Source organism: Stenotrophomonas sp. TWI1151 (assembly GCF_039673135.1).
Lineage (GTDB): Bacteria > Pseudomonadota > Gammaproteobacteria > Xanthomonadales > Xanthomonadaceae > Stenotrophomonas.
This window is the reverse complement of the sequence record NZ_JBDJLA010000006.1, coordinates 78,228-95,949: the sequence shown is the minus strand read 5'-3', so window position 1 is coordinate 95,949 and position 17,722 is coordinate 78,228. Positions and strand designations below refer to the sequence as shown.

Genomic DNA, 17,722 nt, shown 5'->3' with positions numbered 1-17,722 from the left:
CTGGGAGGCCAGGAAGATCGTGCTGGTTGCGTCAAGCGCATTGCGCTTTGAAGCCAAAAGATGATAGCGCTTTCGGCGTAACGTTTTGTTAATAAGGGCGTTCACACCTCTTCAGGCCTTGTGGGACAAGGCCTGGCGTTGCCGGTGGATCAGTTGGCGGCGGCCAGTGCCAGCCCGTGGACCACACCGAACGACGGATTTCCGCGGACCAGGGTCGAGCCGGGGAAGGCGTTGGCCACGGCCTTCTGCAGGTAGCCGGCGCGCGACATGCCACCGGTCAGGAACACCGCTGCCGGGTCGTGGCCGATGTCGCTGCGCACCTGCTCCAGCAGGGCGGTCAGCTCGCCCAGATACCCGCCGGCGGCGGTCTCCAGCCGCGAGGCATCGATCTGCATCTGCAGGCCGCGTTCGATGAAGTCCAACGCGCTGTCGTGGCTGGCCACGCTGCTCAGGGCGATCTTGCAGCGCTCGACTTCACGGTACAGGCGCGCGGTGTTGCCGGTGTCCTGCAGCGCGGTCAGGCGCGGCCCGAACGGCGCGTCCACATCGCGGTAGGTGTGCTGGCGGAAATCACGCTGGCGGGTCATGTCCTGCACCATCGCCGCTTCCACGTAGTGGTGCGCCGGCACGCGGGTGATGCCGCGGCCGAACAGCGGCATGTAGCCGCCCAGGCTCAAGGCCAGATCGATATCGGTACCGCCCCGGGCGATACCCCAGGCACGGTGGATGGTCGGGGCCTGGCCGCCGCCTACGCGCGCATGGGCAACGTCGGTGGTACCACCGCCGATATCCACCACCACCGCGTCGTGCTCCTGCGGGCTCTCGGCGTGGTAATGCATCGCGGCGGCCGCCGGCTCTTCGAGGAAATCGATGCTGTCGAAGCCGGCTGCGATCGCCGCGCCGTGCAGGATCTCCAGCGCCTGCGCGTTGCCGGCCTCGCCGATCGAGCTGCGGAACTGGACCGGGCGGCCCAGCGTGGCGGTGCGGATCGGCGTGTCCAGCTGGCGCGAGGCGGTCAGGCGGATGTGCTCGAGGATGTGCGTGGCGATGCCGGCAATCGTCTGGCGCGCACGCGGGTGCAGGTTGTAGCCGAGCATCGACTTGGGGCTCTGCACCAGGTTGCCTTCGTTCTCTTCGAAGTAGGCCTCCAGCGCGTCATCGCCATAGACCGCGTTCTGCAGCAGGGTGGTGGAGCTGAGCGGGGCGCGCATCTGCTCTTCCATCCACTGCCGGCGCACCACGCGCAGGGCCTCGCGGCGCAGCGCATCCGGGGTGCGTTCCTGGCCGGCGGCGCGGGCATCGCGCGCGGCCGCGTCGACCAGCCGGGCCAGGTCGTGCTCCAGCGCCGGGGTCAGTTCGAAGTCGTTCGGGTCGCGCATCACCTCGGGGAAATACACCGTGGTGCGGAACTGTTCGGCCTGGCCGAACTGGATCGGCACGACCTTGCCGTCGATCACCACGGCGGCGGCGGAGTTGCTGGTGCCAAAGTCGATGCCGAGTTTCATGCGGGGGGCCGGGCCGGTGGTCAGGGGGCGCGCACTTTGCGGCAACGGGACCGCCGACGCAAGGGCAGCCGGTAACGGGCGGTTACACTAGCGGCCGTTTCGTAACCGAAGAGCTGTCGATGTCCGCCATTCCCGCCTGCCCGCAGTGCACCCTGGAAAACACCTATGCCGATGGCGCGCTGTTCATCTGCGCGGATTGCGGCCACGAGTGGGCGGCCGGTGACGGTGGCGGCGAGGCCCTGGTGGTACGCGACAGCAACGGCAACGTGCTGGCCGCCGGCGACACCGTGACGGTGATCAAGGACCTGAAAGTGAAGGGCTCCTCGATTCCCCTCAAGCAGGGCAGCGTGATCCGCAATATCCGCCTGGTCGAGGACGATGCCGAGCACATCGAAGGCAACTCGGAAAAGATCAAGGGCCTGGTCCTGAAGACCTGCTTCCTCAAGAAGGCCTGAGCCGGCTCAGTTGGCGTTGGTGCCGCGCTGGCGCCAGCGCTGCAGGCTGTCCAGCTTGGCCTGGTAGCGGGATCTGAGGGCGTCGCCGTTTTCGCCGGCCAGATCCCGCGCGCGCTGCATTTCGATCGAGGCCCGGCGCGCATCGCCGGCCAGGAAGTAGCTCCGGGCCAGCGCGAAGTGGAAGGGATGGGCGGTCTCGTAGAGACGCACGGCCCGGCGGTAGAAACGCACCGCCGCGGCGTAGTCCCGGCGCTGCTCGGCCTGGGCGCCGAACATGTACTGGGCGAAGGGATCGTTGCGTTGTACGCGCGCCAGCCGGCTGGCCAGCAGGCCGGCCTGGTGGGTGTCGCCCATGCGCCGGTACAGCGCGCTGGCATTGCTCAGGCTGGCGCCATGCCGGGGTTGCAGGCGCAGGGCGGTTTCATAGTCCTTGCGGGCCTGGTCCAGCGCGCCGATGCGCGCGTCCAGAACGCCCAGGTTGTTCCAGGCGGCCACGAAGTCCGGCGCCATGCCCAGCGCGGCCCGGAAGTAGGCGCGGGCGCCCCCGGTATCGCCGGTGGCCATGTGGTCGGCCCCGCGGTTGTTGTAGAAGTGCGCCAGCGTGCGTTGCCGGGTGATGCGCTGCGGGCCGAGGGGGTCGTACAGCACGCTGTGGTCCAGATCGACCGTGCCGCTGCGCCCGTCCAGCACGATGCCCGCATTGACGTGGCCCACGCTGTAGATCACCCCGGAGGCCTGGTACCAGCTCACCACCTGCGCCACTTCCTGGACATGCGCATCGATGCCGGCGAGGTTGGCCAGCGTGACGAACAGCAGGGTGAAGGACAGGCAGTTGGCGCGCCGCGTCTGCCACGTTTCCGTGATGGTGTGGGTCGCGTCGGGGTCGTAGGCCAGGTGCAGCCCGTGTTCGTCGAAGATCATCTCGACCAGCCGCTGCAGGCGGCGCTCGCGCGAGTAGCCCGGGTCGATGACCCGTTCGTGCAGCAGGGCGAGCAGCGGGGCGGGCACCTCCAGGATCTGCGCCGGCGTGGGCAGTGCGGTGGCGCTTGGCGCAGCTGCGGCCGGCGGCGCCGTGTCGGCCGCCCAGGCCGGCGCGGCGGCCACGGCCATCCACGCGATCAGGAAAAGTCTGCATGCGGTCATCGCCGTCACCTCGCGAGGCGTTGGGGTCCGTCCGGTCCAGTCTAGGCGGGTCGTCGGGCGCTGGCATGCCGTTCATCGGCGGATAGCGCCATCCACAGGGGATGTGGATCAGCGGTCGACAAACATGTGGATAACCGGGCGCACCCACTGCGCGGCAACGGTTCTGTGAGGGTGGTCAAAAAACCACCGCCCGGCTTGCCAGCGTCGCTGCGACGGCCAATCATGGGTGCATGCACGTCGAACCGATTCCGCTGCCCGCCGGGCAGCTTGCCGAGCTGGAAACCGCCTACGCCGTGCCGCCGCGGGCGTATCACAACTGGTCGCACGTGCAGGCCGTCCTGCAGCACTGCCGCACGGTCGCCGAGGCTGGCCCGGGCTGGCTCCGGCCGCGTGAGGTGCAGTTGGCCGCGCTCTATCACGACGCCATCTACGATGCGGGCCGCGGCGACAACGAAGCGCGCTCGGCCGAGATGGCACGCCAGGCCATCGCACGCTGGCTGCCGGAGGCCGGGATCGATGCGACGCGGGTGGTCGAGCTGATCGAACTGACCGCGCGCCACAGCAAACTCGCGCCCGGCGATGTCGATCCGGAAGCGGCACTGTTCCTGGATTGCGACATGGCCATTCTGGGGGCGCCGGCGGCGGTGTTCGATGCGTACGACCGCGGGATCGCCGAGGAGTATGCCGGGCACGTGCCGGGCGTCCTGTTCCGGCTCAACCGTCGGCGCTTCCTCAAGCAGGTGCTGGGGCAACCGCGGATCTTCCTGAGCGACTTCTTCCACCAGCGGCTGGATGCGGCCGCGCGCGACAACCTGCGCCGGCGGGTTGAGCGCTGAACCACGCCCGCTACACTGTGCGCGCTGTTTTCCCTACGTGTGTCGCCATGTCCGTATCCGTTCCAGATCCTGATCCGCGTCCGCAGCCGCCGGAAGAACCCGGCCCCAACGAGTGCTGCGGCAGCGGCTGCCCGCTGTGCGTGCTGGATCTGTACAGCGATGAGCTGCAGCGCTACCGCGCCGCCTTGGCCGCGTGGAAGCAGCGCCACCCCGAGGCCGCCGACTGACCCCAGGAACTGCGATGTCGCTTTCCCTGCCACGCCCTTTCCGCTGGCCCGCGCAGCAGCACGCACGCGTTGCCCTGCTCACGCTGGTGGCGCTGGCGCTGTTCGTGGCCACCGCGTTGTGGACGCAATGGGCCCGCGATGACCTGGACTGGGTGCAGGCCACGCTGAGCCTGTACCTGCATGGCCCCTGGGGGCTGGCGCTGCGCACGGCTTACTGTGTGCTGGCGCTGGCGATCATGCTGCTGGCCGTCGCGCTGCATGCCAACAGCCGATCACCCCGGCGCAGTGCGGCCGCGCCGCTGCTGTTCTGGGTGGCCGCGCTGGGATTGATGGGGGTGGCGATCGGCGACAGTTGGCTGCCCGAGCGCGCGCCGCTGCTGGCACCGCTGGTGCACGGGCTGTCGGCCAATACCGCGTTCCTGTGCGTGAGCGTGGCGATGCTGCTGCAGAGCTGGTACCTGCGCGCCGATCCGCGCTGGCGCACGTGGGCCGGGCCGGCCTGGTGGTGGGCCTGGCTGTGCTTCGTGCTGCTGTGGCTGCACGTGCTGTGGCGCGGCCCGCCGCGCGGCGCTGGGCAGAAGCTGGTGATTGCCGTGGTGCTGGTGTGGCTGGTCTCGGTGGCCTGGCAGCTGTGGCGGCAGGCGCGTCGCGACGCGCGCTGAGCGTCCGGCCACGCTGTGTACATGCCCTTGGCAGGGCAGGGGCGTATCGTTGGCGCACTAGTCATGGGATGCGCGACGATGCGGCGAGCCGGTTGGGGGATGATGCTGGGGGTGGTGCTGGCGGGGATGTCCGGACAGGCGCTGGCCGCGCCGCCGCAGCAGCTCAGTCACGGGCGTTTCGAGAACGTGCCGGTGTACCTGCCCGACGGTCGCCCGCAACGGGTGGTGGTGTGGTTTGACGGTAGCGCCAGCCATGCCGACAGCCAGCAGCGCATCGATGCCTTGCGTGCCGAGGGCGCCCTGGTCGCCCAGGTCGATGTCGCGCACCTGCGCCAGGTGCTGGCCCGCGAGAAGAGCGGTGATTGCGCCTTCGGTGCCGGCGATGTGGAGAATTTCTCCCGCTGGTTCCAGGCCTATCTGCACGTGCCGGGCTATCACCTGCCGCTGATCGGCGGGGATGGCGAGGGCGCGGCGCTGGCCTACGCGGTGGGCGCCCAGGCCGATACCCAGGTGTTCGCCGGGCTGCTCACCACCGGCTTCTGCCCGTCGGGCGTGCGCGAGCGCAAGGTCTGCGGCGCCGGCAGCAGCCACGGCCGCCTGCAGCCGGCCGACCTGAACTTCCCCTGGTTGAACGCCGCCGGCGATGTGCATTGCCCGGCCGGCGAGTCGGCTGCGTTCGTGCGCCAGATCGGCATGGGCCGCCAGTTCGAGCGTACCGCGCGGGGCGACGCGTTGCCCGGCCTGCTGGCCGCGGCCAAGGTGATCGGCGCGCAGAAGGGCGTCAGCCTGGCGCCGCCGCCGGATGACCTCAAGGGCCTGCCGGTGGTCGATGTGCCGTCGAGCAAGCCGGGCGACACCTTCGCCATCTTCGTCTCCGGTGATGGCGGCTGGGCCGGGTTGGACAAGGAAGTGGCCGCGTCGCTGAGCGAGGCCGGGGTGCCGGTGGTCGGGGTGGATTCGTTGCGCTACTTCTGGACCGCACGCACGCCCGACGGCTTCGCCCGCGATCTGGAGCGCATCGCCACGCACTACAGCCGCCAGTGGCAGCGCCGCAACGTGGTGCTGGTCGGTTTCTCGCAGGGCGCCGATGTGCTGCCGGCGGCCATCAACCAGCTGTCACCGGCTACCCGTGAATCGGTCTCGATGATCGCGCTGCTCTCGGTCGGCAAGACCGCCGACTACGAGTTCCATGTCAGCAACTGGCTCGGCGGTGGTGGCGATGGCCTGCCGATCGCGCCGGAGGTGGCCAAGCTGCCCGCCGGCAAGACGTTGTGCGTCTACGGCGAAGACGATGGCGACGCGCTGTGCCCGTCGCTTCCCGTCGGCGGCAATGCGCAGGTCATCAAGCTCCCCGGCGACCATCACTTCAAGGGCGATTACGACCGCCTCGCCGACACCATCGTCCAGCATCTGCCGGCGCGCTGAGCGTAGCCGGCCCCGGCCGGCACAGGCTCAATCGTGCCGGCGCGGGTCCAGTGAGATCAGCCGGGTCGCATCGAGCAGGGCGGCGGGCAGGTGCACACCGCCCGGCGCGGCCAGATAACGTGCGCGCCAGACCGGGGCGAACTTCGACTTGAAACGACGCAGGCCGCTGAAGCCGTAGAAGCGTTCGCCATGCCGCGCGACCACGTTGGCGAAGCGGTTCCAGCGCCCGGCGAGGCGATGTTGGGCCAGCCCGGACAGCGGTGCCATGCCCAGCGAGAACCGGTGGAAACCCTGCTCGCGGCCCCACAGGAACAGCTCGATGAACAGGAAATCCATCGTGCCTTTGGGCGCATCATCGACGTGCCGCATCAGGTCGACCGACAGCTCATTGCCCGCCGGCGCCTGCCACAGATTGGCAAAGGCCACGATGCGGCCTTCGGCTTCCACCAGGGCGACCGGAAAACGTGACAGGTAGGCCGGATCGAAACTGCCCAGCGAAAAGCCCTTCTCATCGCCGGCCTTGTCATCCAGCCACTGCTGGGAGACCACCGATAGTGCCGGCAGCAGCGCGGGGACTTCCTCGGGCGGCGCAACCCGGAAGCTCAAGCCACCGCGCTTGCCGCGGTTCCAGGCCTGGCGCAGGTCCGCGCGATCGCGGCCTTCCAACGTGAACGCCTGCAGCGGCACCATCGCCTCTTCGCCAAGCTTGACCAGGGTCAGGCCCAGGTCGAGATAGGTCTGCCAGTGCGCCTCACCAACCTGGTAGAACACCGGGCGCAGGCCGAGCCGATCGGCTTCCTCACGGAAGCGCCAGATCAGCGCACGTACCACGTCGGGCGGGCCGACCGGATCGCCCATCGCGATCAACGAGCCGCCGTAGCGCTGCATCATCACGAAGCCTTGCTGCGCCTCATCACGCAGCACCGCCTTGTCCGCGGTGAGCACGAGGCAGGCCTGGGTGTCTTCGGCTGCTGCCAGGATCGGCGCGAGCGCGTCCAGCGTGGACGCATCAGCGGCCGGCAACGGGCTGCGCGTGCTGTGCAGCAACCGCGCCAGGCCGAAGATGGTCAGCGCGATCGCCACCAGCAACAACGCACGCAATGCACGCGGCGCGTTGCCCTGCAGCGCGAACTGCCACCACAGCTCGTTCTGGTATTCCACGTGGCTGTAGACGAAGAACAGCAGCCAGATCACCGCGACCAGCACCAGCCCGAGGTTGCGGATCCACGGCCATGACCAGGCCTCGTCCAGCAACGCGCCCTGGCGATAGAACTCACGGCGCGAGGCCCACAGCGCGGCGGCCACCAGCAGCGCTGACAGCGCGATCAGCACCTGCCCACCGCGCAGCCAGATCGGCAAGGGCGAGAGCACACAGATGCCAAGCGCGAGCATCCACGCGGCGTGGCTGCGCCGCTGCAGGCCCTGGCCGATCAGCAGCAGCGCGACACCGGCCAGACTGCCAAGCAGGTGCGAGGTTTCCAGGATCGGCAGCGAGGCGGTGATCAGGTGCCGGCGCGGCGTCGGCAGGGTGCCATCGATCACCAGTGCCGCGCCGACGCTGAACACCGCCAGCGCGATGATCTGCGGCAGCCACGGGCGCAGCGCGGTCCAGCCGACCCGGGTGGCACCGGCACCGGCACGCAGCGGGCGGCGCAGCGCCGGCGCGACCGCCAGCACCGTCGCCAGCAGCAGCGGCAGCACGTAATAGGTCACGCGGTAGATCAGCGCCGCCGCCAGCACCGCAGCGGGTGCGACCTGCGGCAACAGCTTGAGCAGGCTCCACTCGAACACGCCCAGGCCGGCCGGCACGCTGGAGATCAGGCCGGCCAGCACCGCGACCAGATACAGCCCGACGAAACCGGGCAGGCCGGTTGGCGTATCCATCGGCAGCAGCACATAGAACGCCGCACTGGCCAGCACCAGTTCGACCACGCTCAGCGCAGTGACACCGAGCATGGTGCGGCGGTCGGGCAGCCACAAGGCGTGCCCGCGGATCTGGAAGCTGCGGCCTTCACGCCCCACCAGCAGCACCGTGCCGACATAGGCCAGCAGGCCGAGAACGCCGATGACCCGCACCGCCTGCACCGGGATCGGCAGCGCCAGCGCGGCAGCGCCGGGTTCAAGCAGGAAGGCCAACGCCAGCAGCAGCCACGCCCCGAACACGAAGCCCAGTGTGCTCATCAACACGACCTGGCCGATCTCGCCCAGGCTCAGCCCGGCACGGCCATAGCCACGCAGGCGCACGGCACCGCCGGTGAGGGCGGCAAAGCCCAGGGTCTGCCCCAGCGTATGCGCCAGGAACGCGGTGATGCCGACCCGCGCCGGATGCAGGCGCTTGCCGCTGCGGCGCAGACCGATCGCATCGAAGCCGATCAGGCAGGCATAGCTGGCCAGGCCAAGCAGCACGGTCAACGCGATCTGGCCGGCGCCCAGATGCCGGAACGCCTCGCGGATCGCGCGGTAGCCATGCTCATCGAATTCGTTGGCCAGCCCACGCAGGGCCAAGGCCAGGATCACCAGCGGGATGACGACGGTCGCGGCGCGACGCCAGGGGGCGCGGGCCGGCGTGGGAGCAGGGGCGGTGTCGGTCATCGGTACAGCGTGCTCCGGGGTGGGCGATGAAAGAGTCAACACAGGCGGGGCCGCCTGACCGGCAAATCGTGCGCCTGATGCCGGCGCTTGCCAAGCGGGTGCGCTGTGCGTGCTGTGGCTGCTTTGCGCACCGGGCCGGGCAGGCGCACGCCGCATCGGTGACAATGCGGTTTCATCCAGAGGAGTAATCGCCATGTTGGAACGTTTCGACGTTGGTCCGCGCATGTCCGAAATGACCGTGCACAACAAGGTCGCCTATCTGTCCGGGCAGATCCCCGAAGACACCAGCCAGGACATCACCGGCCAGACCCGTCAGGTGCTGGAAGAAATCGACAAGCTGCTGGCGCTGGTGGCCAGTGACAAGCAGCACATCCTGCGCGCGGAAATCTTCCTCGCCGACATCAACGATTTCGCCGGCATGAATGCCGCGTGGGATGAGTGGGTGGTGGCCGGCATGACCCCCGCCCGCGCCACGGTGGAAGCCAAGCTGGCGGATGCGAGCTGGAAAGTGGAGATCGTCGTGACGGCGGCATTGCCGTAAGCGCACCGCGGAACCGCTGGGCGCCATGGTGATCGACGCATCGCCGTGCGCCCAGACCCTGCCGCTACCGCGAGGCGCATGGCGCATGGCGCATGGCGCATGGCGCCCGGCGCGAGAGTCAGGGCGCGCGGACCAGCTCGATGCAGTCCACCGGGCACGGCGGGATGCACAGCTCGCAGCCCGTGCACAGATCGGCGATGACGGTGTGCATGAACTTGGCGCCGCCGACGATCGCATCGACCGGGCAGGCCTGGATGCACTTGGTGCAGCCGATGCAGTCGGCTTCGATCACCACCGCAACCTGCGGCGCCTTGTGTGCACCGCGCGTGCGGTCGAATGGCAGCGCCGGCACACCCAGGACGTTGGCCAGGGCGCGCGCGCCGGTATCACCGCCCGGCGGGCAGTGATCGATGCCCGCCTCGCCGCGTGCCATCGCCTCGGCATACGGGCGGCAGCCGTCGTAGCCGCACTGCCCACATTGGGTCTGTGGCAGGAGGCGGTCGAGGCGTTCGGTGAGGGTATCGATGGGGAGGCTCATGGCGTGGCGGTGGCTGCGCGGTGGGGCATCAGGCCCGGCTGTCCCGCGCCGGTGGGAGGGGCGCCGGTGGATTCCGACGCGGCGTCATGGGCTTGCCGCGATACCAGCGCTCGTGGGCGAGCGCGAGCATCGGGCGGTCTTCGCCGCTGTCGCCGTAGGCGTGGATGCGCAGGTAGCGCGCGAGGTCGTAACGCCGGCGGATGTGCTCCACCTTGTGCGGCGCGCAGTCGCCCTCGGCGTAGCGCCCGGTGAGGCGTCCGTCGCGGCTCTCCAACCGGTTGCAGATCAGGTCCAGCCCCATCGCCTCGCACCACGGGCGCAGGTACAGGTCCAGCGAGCCGGACACGATCACCACGGTGTGCTGTTGTTTGAGATGCCAGTGGATCTGCTCGAGCATCTCCGTCCGCATCACCCCGGGCAGCACATCGCGCGCGTAGCCGGCGGCCTGTGCGGTGATGTCCTCCAGATGGCGGTCGGTGAAGGTCAGGCGGGTGACGCGGGCGCGGATGCGTTGCGCGGAGATCAGCTTGAGGCGATAGGCCAGCAGCCACGGACCGACCTTCCACCACGCCTGCGCGAGCTGCTCCGGTGTGGCCACGCGGCGCAGGAAACGCCCGTAGGTATCGCAGGTGGTGACCGTGTGGTCGAAATCGAACAGCGCCAGTTCCAACCCACACCTCCAGGCAGACGAGCGTGGCAGGGCGACCCGGTGGCCGCCCTGTCGCAGCGATCAGCGGACCGGCATGCCCGGCAACGCGGCGCTGTCGGCGTCCAGCAGGGCCAGCGCGCCGCCGTCGAAGCCGGCCGACAGGATCATGCCTTCGCTCAGGCCGAAGCGCATCTTGCGCGGGGCCAGGTTGGCGATGAAGACCACGCTGCGGCCGACCAGCTGCGCCGGCTCGCCGTAGCTGGCGCGGATGCCGGAGAAGATCTGGCGCTTGCCCAGGTCACCGGCGTCGAGTTCGAAACGCAGCAGCTTGTCCGACCCTTCCACGAACTCGCAGACCAGCACCTTGCCGATGCGCAGATCCAGCTTGGCGAAGTCGTCGATGCCGATGTAGGCCGGTGCGGCCTCGCCATCGGCCGCCGCGACCGGCGCCGGTGCGGCAGCGGGCTTGGCCGGTTTGGCCGGGGCGGCGGGGGCCGGGGTGGCGGCCTGCAGGGTGTCCTTGGATGCGTCGGTCATGGCGTCGATTTTTTTCGGGTCGATACGGGTGAACAGGGGCGCGTACACCGCGATGGTGTGCGCGGTCAGCGGGGCGGCGATGTCGGTCCAGGCGTGCACGGGCGCGGCCAGGAAGGCCTCGGCCTGCGCGGCGGTGGCCGGCAGCACCGGCTTGAGTGCGGTGACCAGCACGCGGAACAGGTTCAGCCCCTGGGTGCAGACCGATTGCAGCTGCGCGTCGGCGCCGTCCTGCTTGGCGATCACCCACGGCTTTTCATCGTCGATATAGCGGTTGGCTTCGTCGGCCAGCGCCATGGTCTGGCGCAGTGCACTGGCCGGATCGTTGCGCTCGTACGCCTCGCGGATCGGCGCCAGCGCGGCGACGAAACGGTCGTACTGGGCGGCATCGGGCAGCGTGGCGGCCAGGCGGCCCTCGAAGCGCTTGCTGATGAAGCCGGCGCAGCGGCTGGCCAGGTTGACGAACTTGCCGACCAGATCCGCGTTGACGCGCGCGATGAAATCGCCCAGGTTCAGGTCGAGGTCGTCCACGCCGCCGGAGGACTTGGCCGCGAAGTAATAGCGCAGCGCTTCCGGTTCCAGCCCGGCATCCAGGAAGGTGCGGGCCATCACGAAGGTGCCGCGCGACTTGGACATCTTGGCGCCATCCACGGTCAGGTAGCCGTTGACGTGCAGGCGGGTCGGGGCGCGGTGGCCGGTGCCGTGCAGCACCGCCGGCCAGAACAGGCCGTGGAAGTTCACGATGTCCTTGCCGATGAAGTGGTGCAGCTCGGTGCTGGTGCCGGCGCGCAGGTGCGCGTCGAAATCTTCGCCGGTCTTCGCGCACAGCGCCTGGAAGCTGGAGAGGTAGCCGATCGGCGCATCCAGCCACACGTAGAAGTACTTGCCCGGGTGACCCGGAATCTGGAAGCCGAAGTACGGCGCATCGCGCGAGATGTCCCACGCGCGCAGGCCACCCTCGGCGTTGAGCCACTCACCCAGCTTGGCCTTCACGCCCGGCAGGGCGACGTCGCCGGCCAGCCACTCGCGCAGGAAGCCTTCGAAGCGGCCGACCTCGAAGAAGAAATGCTCCGAATCGCGGATTTCCGGCGTGGCGCCGGAGATCACCGATTTGGGATCCTTCAGGTCGGTCGGGCTGTAGGTGGCGCCGCAGACCTCGCAGTTGTCACCGTACTGATCCGGCGTGCCACAGTTCGGGCAGATGCCCTTGATGTAGCGGTCCGGCAGGAACATGCCCTTGGCCGGGTCGTAGAACTGGGCCACGGAGCGGCGCGCGATGTGCCCTTCGGCCTCGAGCTTGAGGTAGAAGGCTTCGGTCAGCGCCTTGTTGGCCGCCGAGTTGGTCGAGTCGTAATGATCGAACGCCACGCCGAACGCGGCGAAATCACGCTCGTGGCTGGCCTGGATGTTGGCGATGAAGGCCTCCGGGGTCACGCCGGCCTTCTCGGCCGCAAGCATGATCGGGGTGCCATGGGTGTCATCGGCGCAGACGAACCAGGTCTTGCCGCCGCTCATTCGACGCGCGCGCACCCAGATGTCAGCCTGGATGTAGCCGACCAGGTGGCCCAGGTGCAGCGGGCCGTTGGCGTAGGGCAGGGCGGTGGTGACGAGAGCGGTGCGGGTCATGATGAGCGCTGTTGCCAGGGGAACCGGGGATTATCGCACGCCAAAACGCAGTAACCCGGCCGAAGCCGGGTTACGGGGGGTCAAAAGCAGCGCCGGGCTTACTCGCGCACCCAGGTCTGGGCGCGGCAGATGAAGGCCACGCAGCCGGACACGTCGAGCTTGGCGCCGCCGGTCTGCAGCTTCATCTTGGACTTGTAGGTCTTGCCGTTGCCCGGATCCAGGATGGTGCCGCCGGACCAGGCGTTGGTGCCGTCGGCCTTGAGGTTCCACAGGATGGTCATGCCCTTGACCGGCTTGTTCTTGTTGGCGCCCTCGCAGCCGTCGCAGACCGGATTCGGGCCCTTGTCCGAGTGCAGGATGTCCACGACCTTGCCGGTCAGCGTGCCGTTGGTGGCCTGGGTGATCTCCACGATCGACTTCACCTTGCCGGTCTTGTCGTCGATGGTCTTCCAGCGGCCGACGGCGCCGTCGGCGGCGCTGGCCGACATCGCGGCCATCATCAGCGGCAGCGCCAGCAACAGGGTCTTGAAGGTCTTGCGCATGTTCCCCTCCCAGGGATGTCCGTGAACGCCGGCGCAGGCGGCCGGTACAAGGCCGACTGTATACCCATTCGCTCCGGTACGGAACGTGCCCGGCGCACGGTTCAGCCGGCGTCGGCCGGGATCTCGTACAGCTCCAGCGGCAGGTCGTCCGGGTCGGCGAAGAAGGTGAAGCGGCGGCCGGTGTATTCGTCCACCCGGATCGGTTCGCAGGCCACCCCGGCCGCGGTCAGGCGGGCGATCATGGGCTCCAGCGTGTGCACGCGGAAGGCCAGGTGGCGCAGGCCCTGCGCCTCGGGGCGGCTGGGCCGTGTGGGCGCGCCCGGGAACGAGAACAGCTCCAGCTGGCTGCCATCGGGCAGGGCCAGATCGAGCTTCCAGGAGTCGCGCGCCGCGCGATGGTTCTCGGCGATCACCTGCAGGCCGAGCACGCGGGTGTAGAAATCTCTGGAGCGGACGTAATCGGCGCAGATCAGGGCCACGTGGTGGATGCCGATCAGTGGGGAGGCGTCAGAAGCGTTCATTGCACGGTGTCCAGCCAGCGCCGGGCGATCTGCAGCGCCAGCGGATAGGGTTCGGGGGCGTTGCGGTTGCTGAGTACGATCACGGTGAGGCGCTGCGCCGGATAGCGCAGGATCACGTTGCGGAAGCCGATGCTCTCGCCGCTGTGCCACTGCGCGCCACCGTTGAGCCGCCAGCCGAAACCGTAGAACGGCACGTCCGGTTCGGCGGTGGGAGTGGCAGGGGAGAACATCTGCTTCAACGATGTCGACTTCAGCAGGCGCTGGTCATACAGCGCCGCATCCCAGCGCGCCAGGTCATCCAGTGAGGAATACACCCCACCATCGCCGAGCACCGCGCTGGTCGGGCTTTGGTCGGTACGCTGCCAGCGCCCGTCGCGCTCGCTGTACCCATAGGCGCGGCGCGCGATATCGTCCACGCCGTCCTGATGGGCCACGCTGTCGCGCATGCCCAGCGGCAGGAAAATCCGCTGGTGCAGGAAGGTCGCGAAATCGCTGCCGGAGGCCTTGCCGACCACCAGCGCCAGCAGCGCGTAGCCGCTGTTGCTGTAGCGGTAGGCCGTGCCGGGCGTGAAGTACGTCCGGTCCTGACCCTCCAGCAGATGCAGCACATCGGGGTCATGCACCTGCGCGGTCGCGTCGGCGGCCATCAGGTCTTCGTAGTCGAGCAGGCCGCTGGTGTGGCTGAGCAGCTGGCGCAGGGTGATGGCATCGGCGGCTGCGGGCAACGAGGGCAGCCAGCGCTTGAGTGGATCATCCAGGCTCAGCGCGCCGTCTTCGGCCAGCAGCAGGATCGCCGCGGCGGTGAACTGCTTGCTGACCGAGGCCAGGCGGAAATTGGTCTGCGCGGTCACCGCGGTCCGGTCTTCCAGCACCGCCAGGCCGTAGCCGCGCCGGAACACCGGCTGGCCGTCGTGCAGGACCAGCACCGCGGCGCCGGGGACCTGACCATCGTAGCGCTGCATCAGCGCATCGATGCCCGGATCCGGGGGCGTCAGCACCGGCGCTGCGATGACGGCGCCGCTACCGCTCCCGGCGATGCACATCGCGCTGATCCACACACGCAGATGCCGGACGATGTGCATGCTCGGTTTCCTTCAGGGCTCAGGGCGCGGGCGTGGCCGCGCCACTCTGGTTGGCGATCCAGCGGGCGATCTTGGCATCGAGGATGTCCAGCGGCATCGAACCATCGCGCAGCACTTCCTCATGGAAGCGACGTGCGTCGAAACGCGGCCCCAGTGCCGCCTTGGCCTTGTCGCGCAGCTCCATCATCTTCAGTTCGCCCAGGCCATTGGCCAGGGTCTGCCCGGGCAGGGCCATGAAGCGCTCCACTTCGGCGGTGGCATCGCTGGCGCTCATGTCCGCGGTCTTGACCAGATAGTCCACGGCCTGGCGCTTGCTCCAGCCCTGCGCGTGCACGCCGGTGTCGGCGGACATGCGCGCGGCACGGGTCAGCGCGGCCTGCAGATAGCCGATCCGCTCGTAGGGATCCTGGTAGACGCCCAGTTGCTCGCCCAGCGACTCGGCATACAGGCCCCAACCCTCCACGAAGGCGATATCGCCGCCCAGACGGCGGAAGCGTGGCAGCTTGTCCAGCTCCTGCTGCAGGCCCAGCTGCACGTGATGGCCGGGGATGCCCTCGTGCAGGAACTGCATCGGTGCGGACCAGCGCCGGCGGCTCGGCAGATCGCCGGTGTTGATGTACAGCACGCCCGGGCGCATCCCGTCCGGCAATGGTTGCTGGTAGCTCACCGCGCCGGCGGTGGCCGCGCGTTCGGGCTCGACCGCGCGGATCTCCATCGGGGCCTTGGGCAGCGTGCCGAGCAGCGTCGGCAGGCGGGCGTTGACCTGGCGCTGCAGCTGCTTGTAGCGGTTGAGCAGCGCATCGGCGTTGGCGTACTGGAAATCACGGTCGGTGCGCATGGTGCGCAGCAGTTTCTGTTGCGAGCCACGGATCTTGTTGTCTTTCATGATCGTGGCGATCTGCGCCTGCAGCGTGGCCACGCGTTGTTCGGCCAGGGCATGGATCTGTTCGGGCGTCAGCGTGGATGCGGTGCTCTGCACGATGGTCTGTGCATACCAGGCCTTGCCGCCGGGCAGGCCGGCCAGACCATCGGTGCTGCGCGCGGCCGGCAGGTACTCGGTCGCGATGAAGCCGCGCAGGGCGCGATAGGACGGCATGATGCGGAACTCGATCATGCGCTTGTATTCGGCCGTGATGCGCGCCTTGTCGGCCGCCGGGAAATCTTCGGGCAGGTTGCGCACCGGCGCCCAGAAGATGCTCTCTTCCGCGGTCGGCTTGATCACCGCATCCAGCTGCGGGAGTACTTTTTCCATCAGGTCACGCGGTTGCACCACACCGGCGGCCATGCCTTGGCGCATGTTGGCGATGGCCTGCTCGAACAGGGCCGGAATGCCCAGCGAGCGGCGCGACCAGCCATCGTAGTCCTGCACCGTGTTGAACGGCTGCGCACCGGAGCCGGAGCCGAGAATGGCCATGATGCTGCCGAGGTTGTAGTACTGGCTTACCGGCAGCATCCAGCCAGGGAACTGCTCGGCGGCCAGCGACATGCGCGCGTCGCGAACGAAGATTTCGTAGCTGAGCAGATCCTGGCCGGTCAGGCCGTCCGGCCCGATCTTCTCGACCTTGCCCAGCCACTCCACGGTGAAGTCATGCGACTGCTGGCGGTAGGCGGCAGAGAGGATGTTGGGCAGCTGATCGTTGTGCCGGCTGTCGCCCTGGAAGGTGGCCTGCAGCGGATTGAGCCGCATCGAGGCATCCCAGTACTCATCGTAGATCCGGTCCAGCTGCGCGGCCTTGGTCTGCTGGCGCACCAGCGGCTGGCGGGCCGGGGCGGCGGCCGGGCGCGCACGCGGCTTGGCCTTGGGCTTGGCGGCGGGCCGGGACTGCGTCGCGGCGGGCCGGGTGGCCTTTTTCTTGGCAGCTTCGGCCGGAGCGGCAGCGCTGAAGGCCATCAGTACGGCGATGGCAAGCGCCAGGGCGCGGGCGGGGTGGGGCATCGGCTGTTTCCGTAAACGCACAGACACGGGAGCTTGCCCGATTCGCCTGCGTACGGCCAGCATCGGCCCCCGGTCAGGTTTGTCATGTACGGCGCCCAGTCAGCTGCGGCAGCATGCTGCTGCCGCGATGCTCAACGATCGCCGGCGCGGGTGAACGGCATGGTTTCCGGGGCGACCGCGCCGCCGGAGATGATGAAGCTCATCGCCTGGTCCACGGTCCAGTCGGTGGGCGTGAGCAGCTCCACCGGCACGATTTCCAGATAGCCCGAGGTCGGATTGGGGGTGGTGGGTACGTATACCGCGGCCAGCTCGCGGCCGCTGCCTTCTTCCTTCATCACCCGCGTCACCAGGCCAACCGACTTCATGTCGCGATGCGGGAAGTCGATCAGCACCACACGCTGCGTGCTGCCCGGTTCGGTCTGCAGCATGTCCAGCAGTTTCTTGGCGCTGTCGTAGATGATGCTGGCCAATGGAATGCGTTTGATCACCGCACCGAACCAGCGCAGCAGGCGCTGGCCGATCACGCGGCGGCTGAGTACGCCCACCGAGAGAATCACCAGCAGCGTGGCGGCCAGGGCGATGATGTCCTGCATCCACTCGACCTTGATCCAGCCCAGGTAATGCGGGAACGAGGCGGCGATCTGCTCGGAAAGCGGCACCACCAGCGGGCTGGAAATGCCCGAGAGCAGCACGAACACGAATTTGACCACCACCCAGGTCAGCCAGATCGGCAGCAGGGTCAGCAGGCCGGTGAGGAACAGGCGCTGCAGGGAGGGACGCGGAACGAGTTGGGGGGCTTCGGGCGACATCTGCGCATTGTAGCGGTGGCGATGCCCGGTTTACGCTGCCCATCCCCGCAGGACGCGGGGTCTGGGGAGAATGCAGTGGTGAGGAATGGACTGAAATGG

General features: G+C 68.6%; 17 protein-coding genes. 6 read left to right on the top strand and 11 right to left on the bottom strand.

Going from position 1 to position 17,722, the window contains the following annotated elements; genetic code table 11:
* Window positions 1-149: 149 nt before the first annotated feature.
* Entirely contained in the window at window positions 150-1,505 is a 1,356-nt protein-coding gene (locus tag ABE422_RS09500) for an Hsp70 family protein (protein WP_346482866.1), read from the bottom strand.
* 119 nt (window positions 1,506-1,624) lie between these two features.
* Between ABE422_RS09500 and ABE422_RS09495 the strand changes: the two genes are divergently transcribed.
* The gene (locus ABE422_RS09495) at window positions 1,625-1,960 is read left to right on the top strand and encodes a zinc ribbon domain-containing protein YjdM (protein WP_313211382.1); all 336 of its coding nucleotides are present in this window, start codon (window positions 1,625-1,627) and stop codon (window positions 1,958-1,960) included.
* 6 nt (window positions 1,961-1,966) lie between these two features.
* Here ABE422_RS09495 and ABE422_RS09490 read toward each other — a convergent pair whose 3' ends face one another.
* Window positions 1,967-3,103 carry a tetratricopeptide repeat protein gene (locus tag ABE422_RS09490; RefSeq protein WP_313211383.1) on the bottom strand — a complete coding sequence of 379 codons (1,137 nt, stop codon included), beginning with the start codon at window positions 3,101-3,103 and terminating at the stop codon, window positions 1,967-1,969.
* Between the two features lie 230 nt (window positions 3,104-3,333).
* On the opposite strand from ABE422_RS09490, the gene ABE422_RS09485 reads away from it, so the two are divergent.
* The 4 genes from ABE422_RS09485 (at window position 3,334) to ABE422_RS09470 (ending at window position 6,253) form a co-directional block, all read left to right on the top strand.
* Window positions 3,334-3,939 (top strand): hypothetical protein, encoded by a 606-nt coding sequence (locus ABE422_RS09485; protein WP_346482865.1) that lies wholly within the window; start codon window positions 3,334-3,336, stop codon window positions 3,937-3,939.
* Between the two features lie 47 nt (window positions 3,940-3,986).
* Window positions 3,987-4,166 (top strand): oxidoreductase-like domain-containing protein, encoded by a 180-nt coding sequence (locus ABE422_RS09480; RefSeq protein WP_313219053.1) that lies wholly within the window; start codon window positions 3,987-3,989, stop codon window positions 4,164-4,166.
* 14 nt (window positions 4,167-4,180) lie between these two features.
* On the top strand, window positions 4,181-4,828 hold the full coding sequence (locus ABE422_RS09475; protein WP_346482864.1) for a DUF998 domain-containing protein: 648 nt from the start codon (window positions 4,181-4,183) through the stop codon (window positions 4,826-4,828).
* Between the two features lie 78 nt (window positions 4,829-4,906).
* Window positions 4,907-6,253, top strand: a complete 1,347-nt coding sequence (locus ABE422_RS09470) for an AcvB/VirJ family lysyl-phosphatidylglycerol hydrolase (RefSeq protein WP_346482863.1) — start codon at window positions 4,907-4,909, stop codon at window positions 6,251-6,253.
* A 27-nt stretch (window positions 6,254-6,280) separates the two neighbouring features.
* Here ABE422_RS09470 and mprF read toward each other — a convergent pair whose 3' ends face one another.
* On the bottom strand, window positions 6,281-8,845 hold the full coding sequence (mprF, locus tag ABE422_RS09465) for a bifunctional lysylphosphatidylglycerol flippase/synthetase MprF (RefSeq protein WP_313219049.1): 2,565 nt from the start codon (window positions 8,843-8,845) through the stop codon (window positions 6,281-6,283).
* Window positions 8,846-9,038: 193 nt separating this feature from the next.
* Between mprF and ABE422_RS09460 the strand changes: the two genes are divergently transcribed.
* The gene (locus ABE422_RS09460) at window positions 9,039-9,386 is read left to right on the top strand and encodes a RidA family protein (RefSeq protein ID WP_121038644.1); all 348 of its coding nucleotides are present in this window, start codon (window positions 9,039-9,041) and stop codon (window positions 9,384-9,386) included.
* Window positions 9,387-9,504: 118 nt separating this feature from the next.
* Here the strand turns inward: ABE422_RS09460 and rnfB are convergent, their stop codons facing one another.
* The 8 genes from rnfB to ABE422_RS09420 all read right to left on the bottom strand — a co-directional run bounded on the left by rnfB (window position 9,505) and on the right by ABE422_RS09420 (window position 17,623).
* A complete protein-coding gene (gene rnfB, locus ABE422_RS09455; RefSeq protein WP_346482862.1) occupies window positions 9,505-9,924 on the bottom strand; it encodes an Rnf electron transport complex subunit RnfB in 420 nt (139 codons plus the stop codon).
* Between the two features lie 28 nt (window positions 9,925-9,952).
* Window positions 9,953-10,594 (bottom strand): HAD family hydrolase, encoded by a 642-nt coding sequence (locus ABE422_RS09450; RefSeq protein WP_313211390.1) that lies wholly within the window; start codon window positions 10,592-10,594, stop codon window positions 9,953-9,955.
* Window positions 10,595-10,654: 60 nt separating this feature from the next.
* Window positions 10,655-12,733 (bottom strand): methionine--tRNA ligase, encoded by a 2,079-nt coding sequence (gene metG / locus ABE422_RS09445; protein WP_313219045.1) that lies wholly within the window; start codon window positions 12,731-12,733, stop codon window positions 10,655-10,657.
* A 98-nt stretch (window positions 12,734-12,831) separates the two neighbouring features.
* Entirely contained in the window at window positions 12,832-13,275 is a 444-nt protein-coding gene (locus tag ABE422_RS09440; protein ID WP_121038630.1) for a DUF2147 domain-containing protein, read from the bottom strand.
* A 101-nt stretch (window positions 13,276-13,376) separates the two neighbouring features.
* The gene (locus ABE422_RS09435) at window positions 13,377-13,796 is read right to left on the bottom strand and encodes a VOC family protein (protein WP_313212532.1); all 420 of its coding nucleotides are present in this window, start codon (window positions 13,794-13,796) and stop codon (window positions 13,377-13,379) included.
* Window positions 13,793-14,839, bottom strand: a complete 1,047-nt coding sequence (locus tag ABE422_RS09430; RefSeq protein ID WP_346481493.1) for a serine hydrolase domain-containing protein — start codon at window positions 14,837-14,839, stop codon at window positions 13,793-13,795. The genes ABE422_RS09435 and ABE422_RS09430 overlap by 4 nt, the downstream gene beginning before the upstream one ends.
* Before the next feature lie 58 nt (window positions 14,840-14,897).
* Complete coding sequence (locus ABE422_RS09425) at window positions 14,898-16,814, bottom strand: DUF885 family protein (RefSeq protein ID WP_313212533.1); 1,917 nt, start codon at window positions 16,812-16,814, stop codon at window positions 14,898-14,900.
* A gap of 131 nt (window positions 16,815-16,945) precedes the next feature.
* A complete protein-coding gene (locus ABE422_RS09420) occupies window positions 16,946-17,623 on the bottom strand; it encodes a DUF502 domain-containing protein (protein ID WP_070425632.1) in 678 nt (225 codons plus the stop codon).
* Between the last annotated feature and the right edge of the window lie 99 nt (window positions 17,624-17,722).

What these genes read in the sequence shown, in the direction of transcription:
- ABE422_RS09500 (WP_346482866.1), bottom strand. Translation starts at nt 1,505, where the DNA reads ATGAAACTCGGCATCGACTTTGGCACCAGCAACTCCGCCGCCGCCGTG.
- ABE422_RS09495 (WP_313211382.1), top strand. Translation starts at nt 1,625, where the DNA reads ATGTCCGCCATTCCCGCCTGCCCGCAGTGCACCCTGGAAAACACCTAT.
- ABE422_RS09490 (WP_313211383.1), bottom strand. Translation starts at nt 3,103, where the DNA reads ATGACCGCATGCAGACTTTTCCTGATCGCGTGGATGGCCGTGGCCGCC.
- ABE422_RS09485 (WP_346482865.1), top strand. Translation starts at nt 3,334, where the DNA reads ATGCACGTCGAACCGATTCCGCTGCCCGCCGGGCAGCTTGCCGAGCTG.
- ABE422_RS09480 (WP_313219053.1), top strand. Translation starts at nt 3,987, where the DNA reads ATGTCCGTATCCGTTCCAGATCCTGATCCGCGTCCGCAGCCGCCGGAA.
- ABE422_RS09475 (WP_346482864.1), top strand. Translation starts at nt 4,181, where the DNA reads ATGTCGCTTTCCCTGCCACGCCCTTTCCGCTGGCCCGCGCAGCAGCAC.
- ABE422_RS09470 (WP_346482863.1), top strand. Translation starts at nt 4,907, where the DNA reads ATGCGGCGAGCCGGTTGGGGGATGATGCTGGGGGTGGTGCTGGCGGGG.
- mprF (WP_313219049.1), bottom strand. Translation starts at nt 8,845, where the DNA reads ATGACCGACACCGCCCCTGCTCCCACGCCGGCCCGCGCCCCCTGGCGT.
- ABE422_RS09460 (WP_121038644.1), top strand. Translation starts at nt 9,039, where the DNA reads ATGTTGGAACGTTTCGACGTTGGTCCGCGCATGTCCGAAATGACCGTG.
- rnfB (WP_346482862.1), bottom strand. Translation starts at nt 9,924, where the DNA reads ATGAGCCTCCCCATCGATACCCTCACCGAACGCCTCGACCGCCTCCTG.
- metG (WP_313219045.1), bottom strand. Translation starts at nt 12,733, where the DNA reads ATGACCCGCACCGCTCTCGTCACCACCGCCCTGCCCTACGCCAACGGC.
- ABE422_RS09440 (WP_121038630.1), bottom strand. Translation starts at nt 13,275, where the DNA reads ATGCGCAAGACCTTCAAGACCCTGTTGCTGGCGCTGCCGCTGATGATG.
- ABE422_RS09435 (WP_313212532.1), bottom strand. Translation starts at nt 13,796, where the DNA reads ATGAACGCTTCTGACGCCTCCCCACTGATCGGCATCCACCACGTGGCC.
- ABE422_RS09430 (WP_346481493.1), bottom strand. Translation starts at nt 14,839, where the DNA reads ATGTGCATCGCCGGGAGCGGTAGCGGCGCCGTCATCGCAGCGCCGGTG.
- ABE422_RS09425 (WP_313212533.1), bottom strand. Translation starts at nt 16,814, where the DNA reads ATGCCCCACCCCGCCCGCGCCCTGGCGCTTGCCATCGCCGTACTGATG.
- ABE422_RS09420 (WP_070425632.1), bottom strand. Translation starts at nt 17,623, where the DNA reads ATGTCGCCCGAAGCCCCCCAACTCGTTCCGCGTCCCTCCCTGCAGCGC.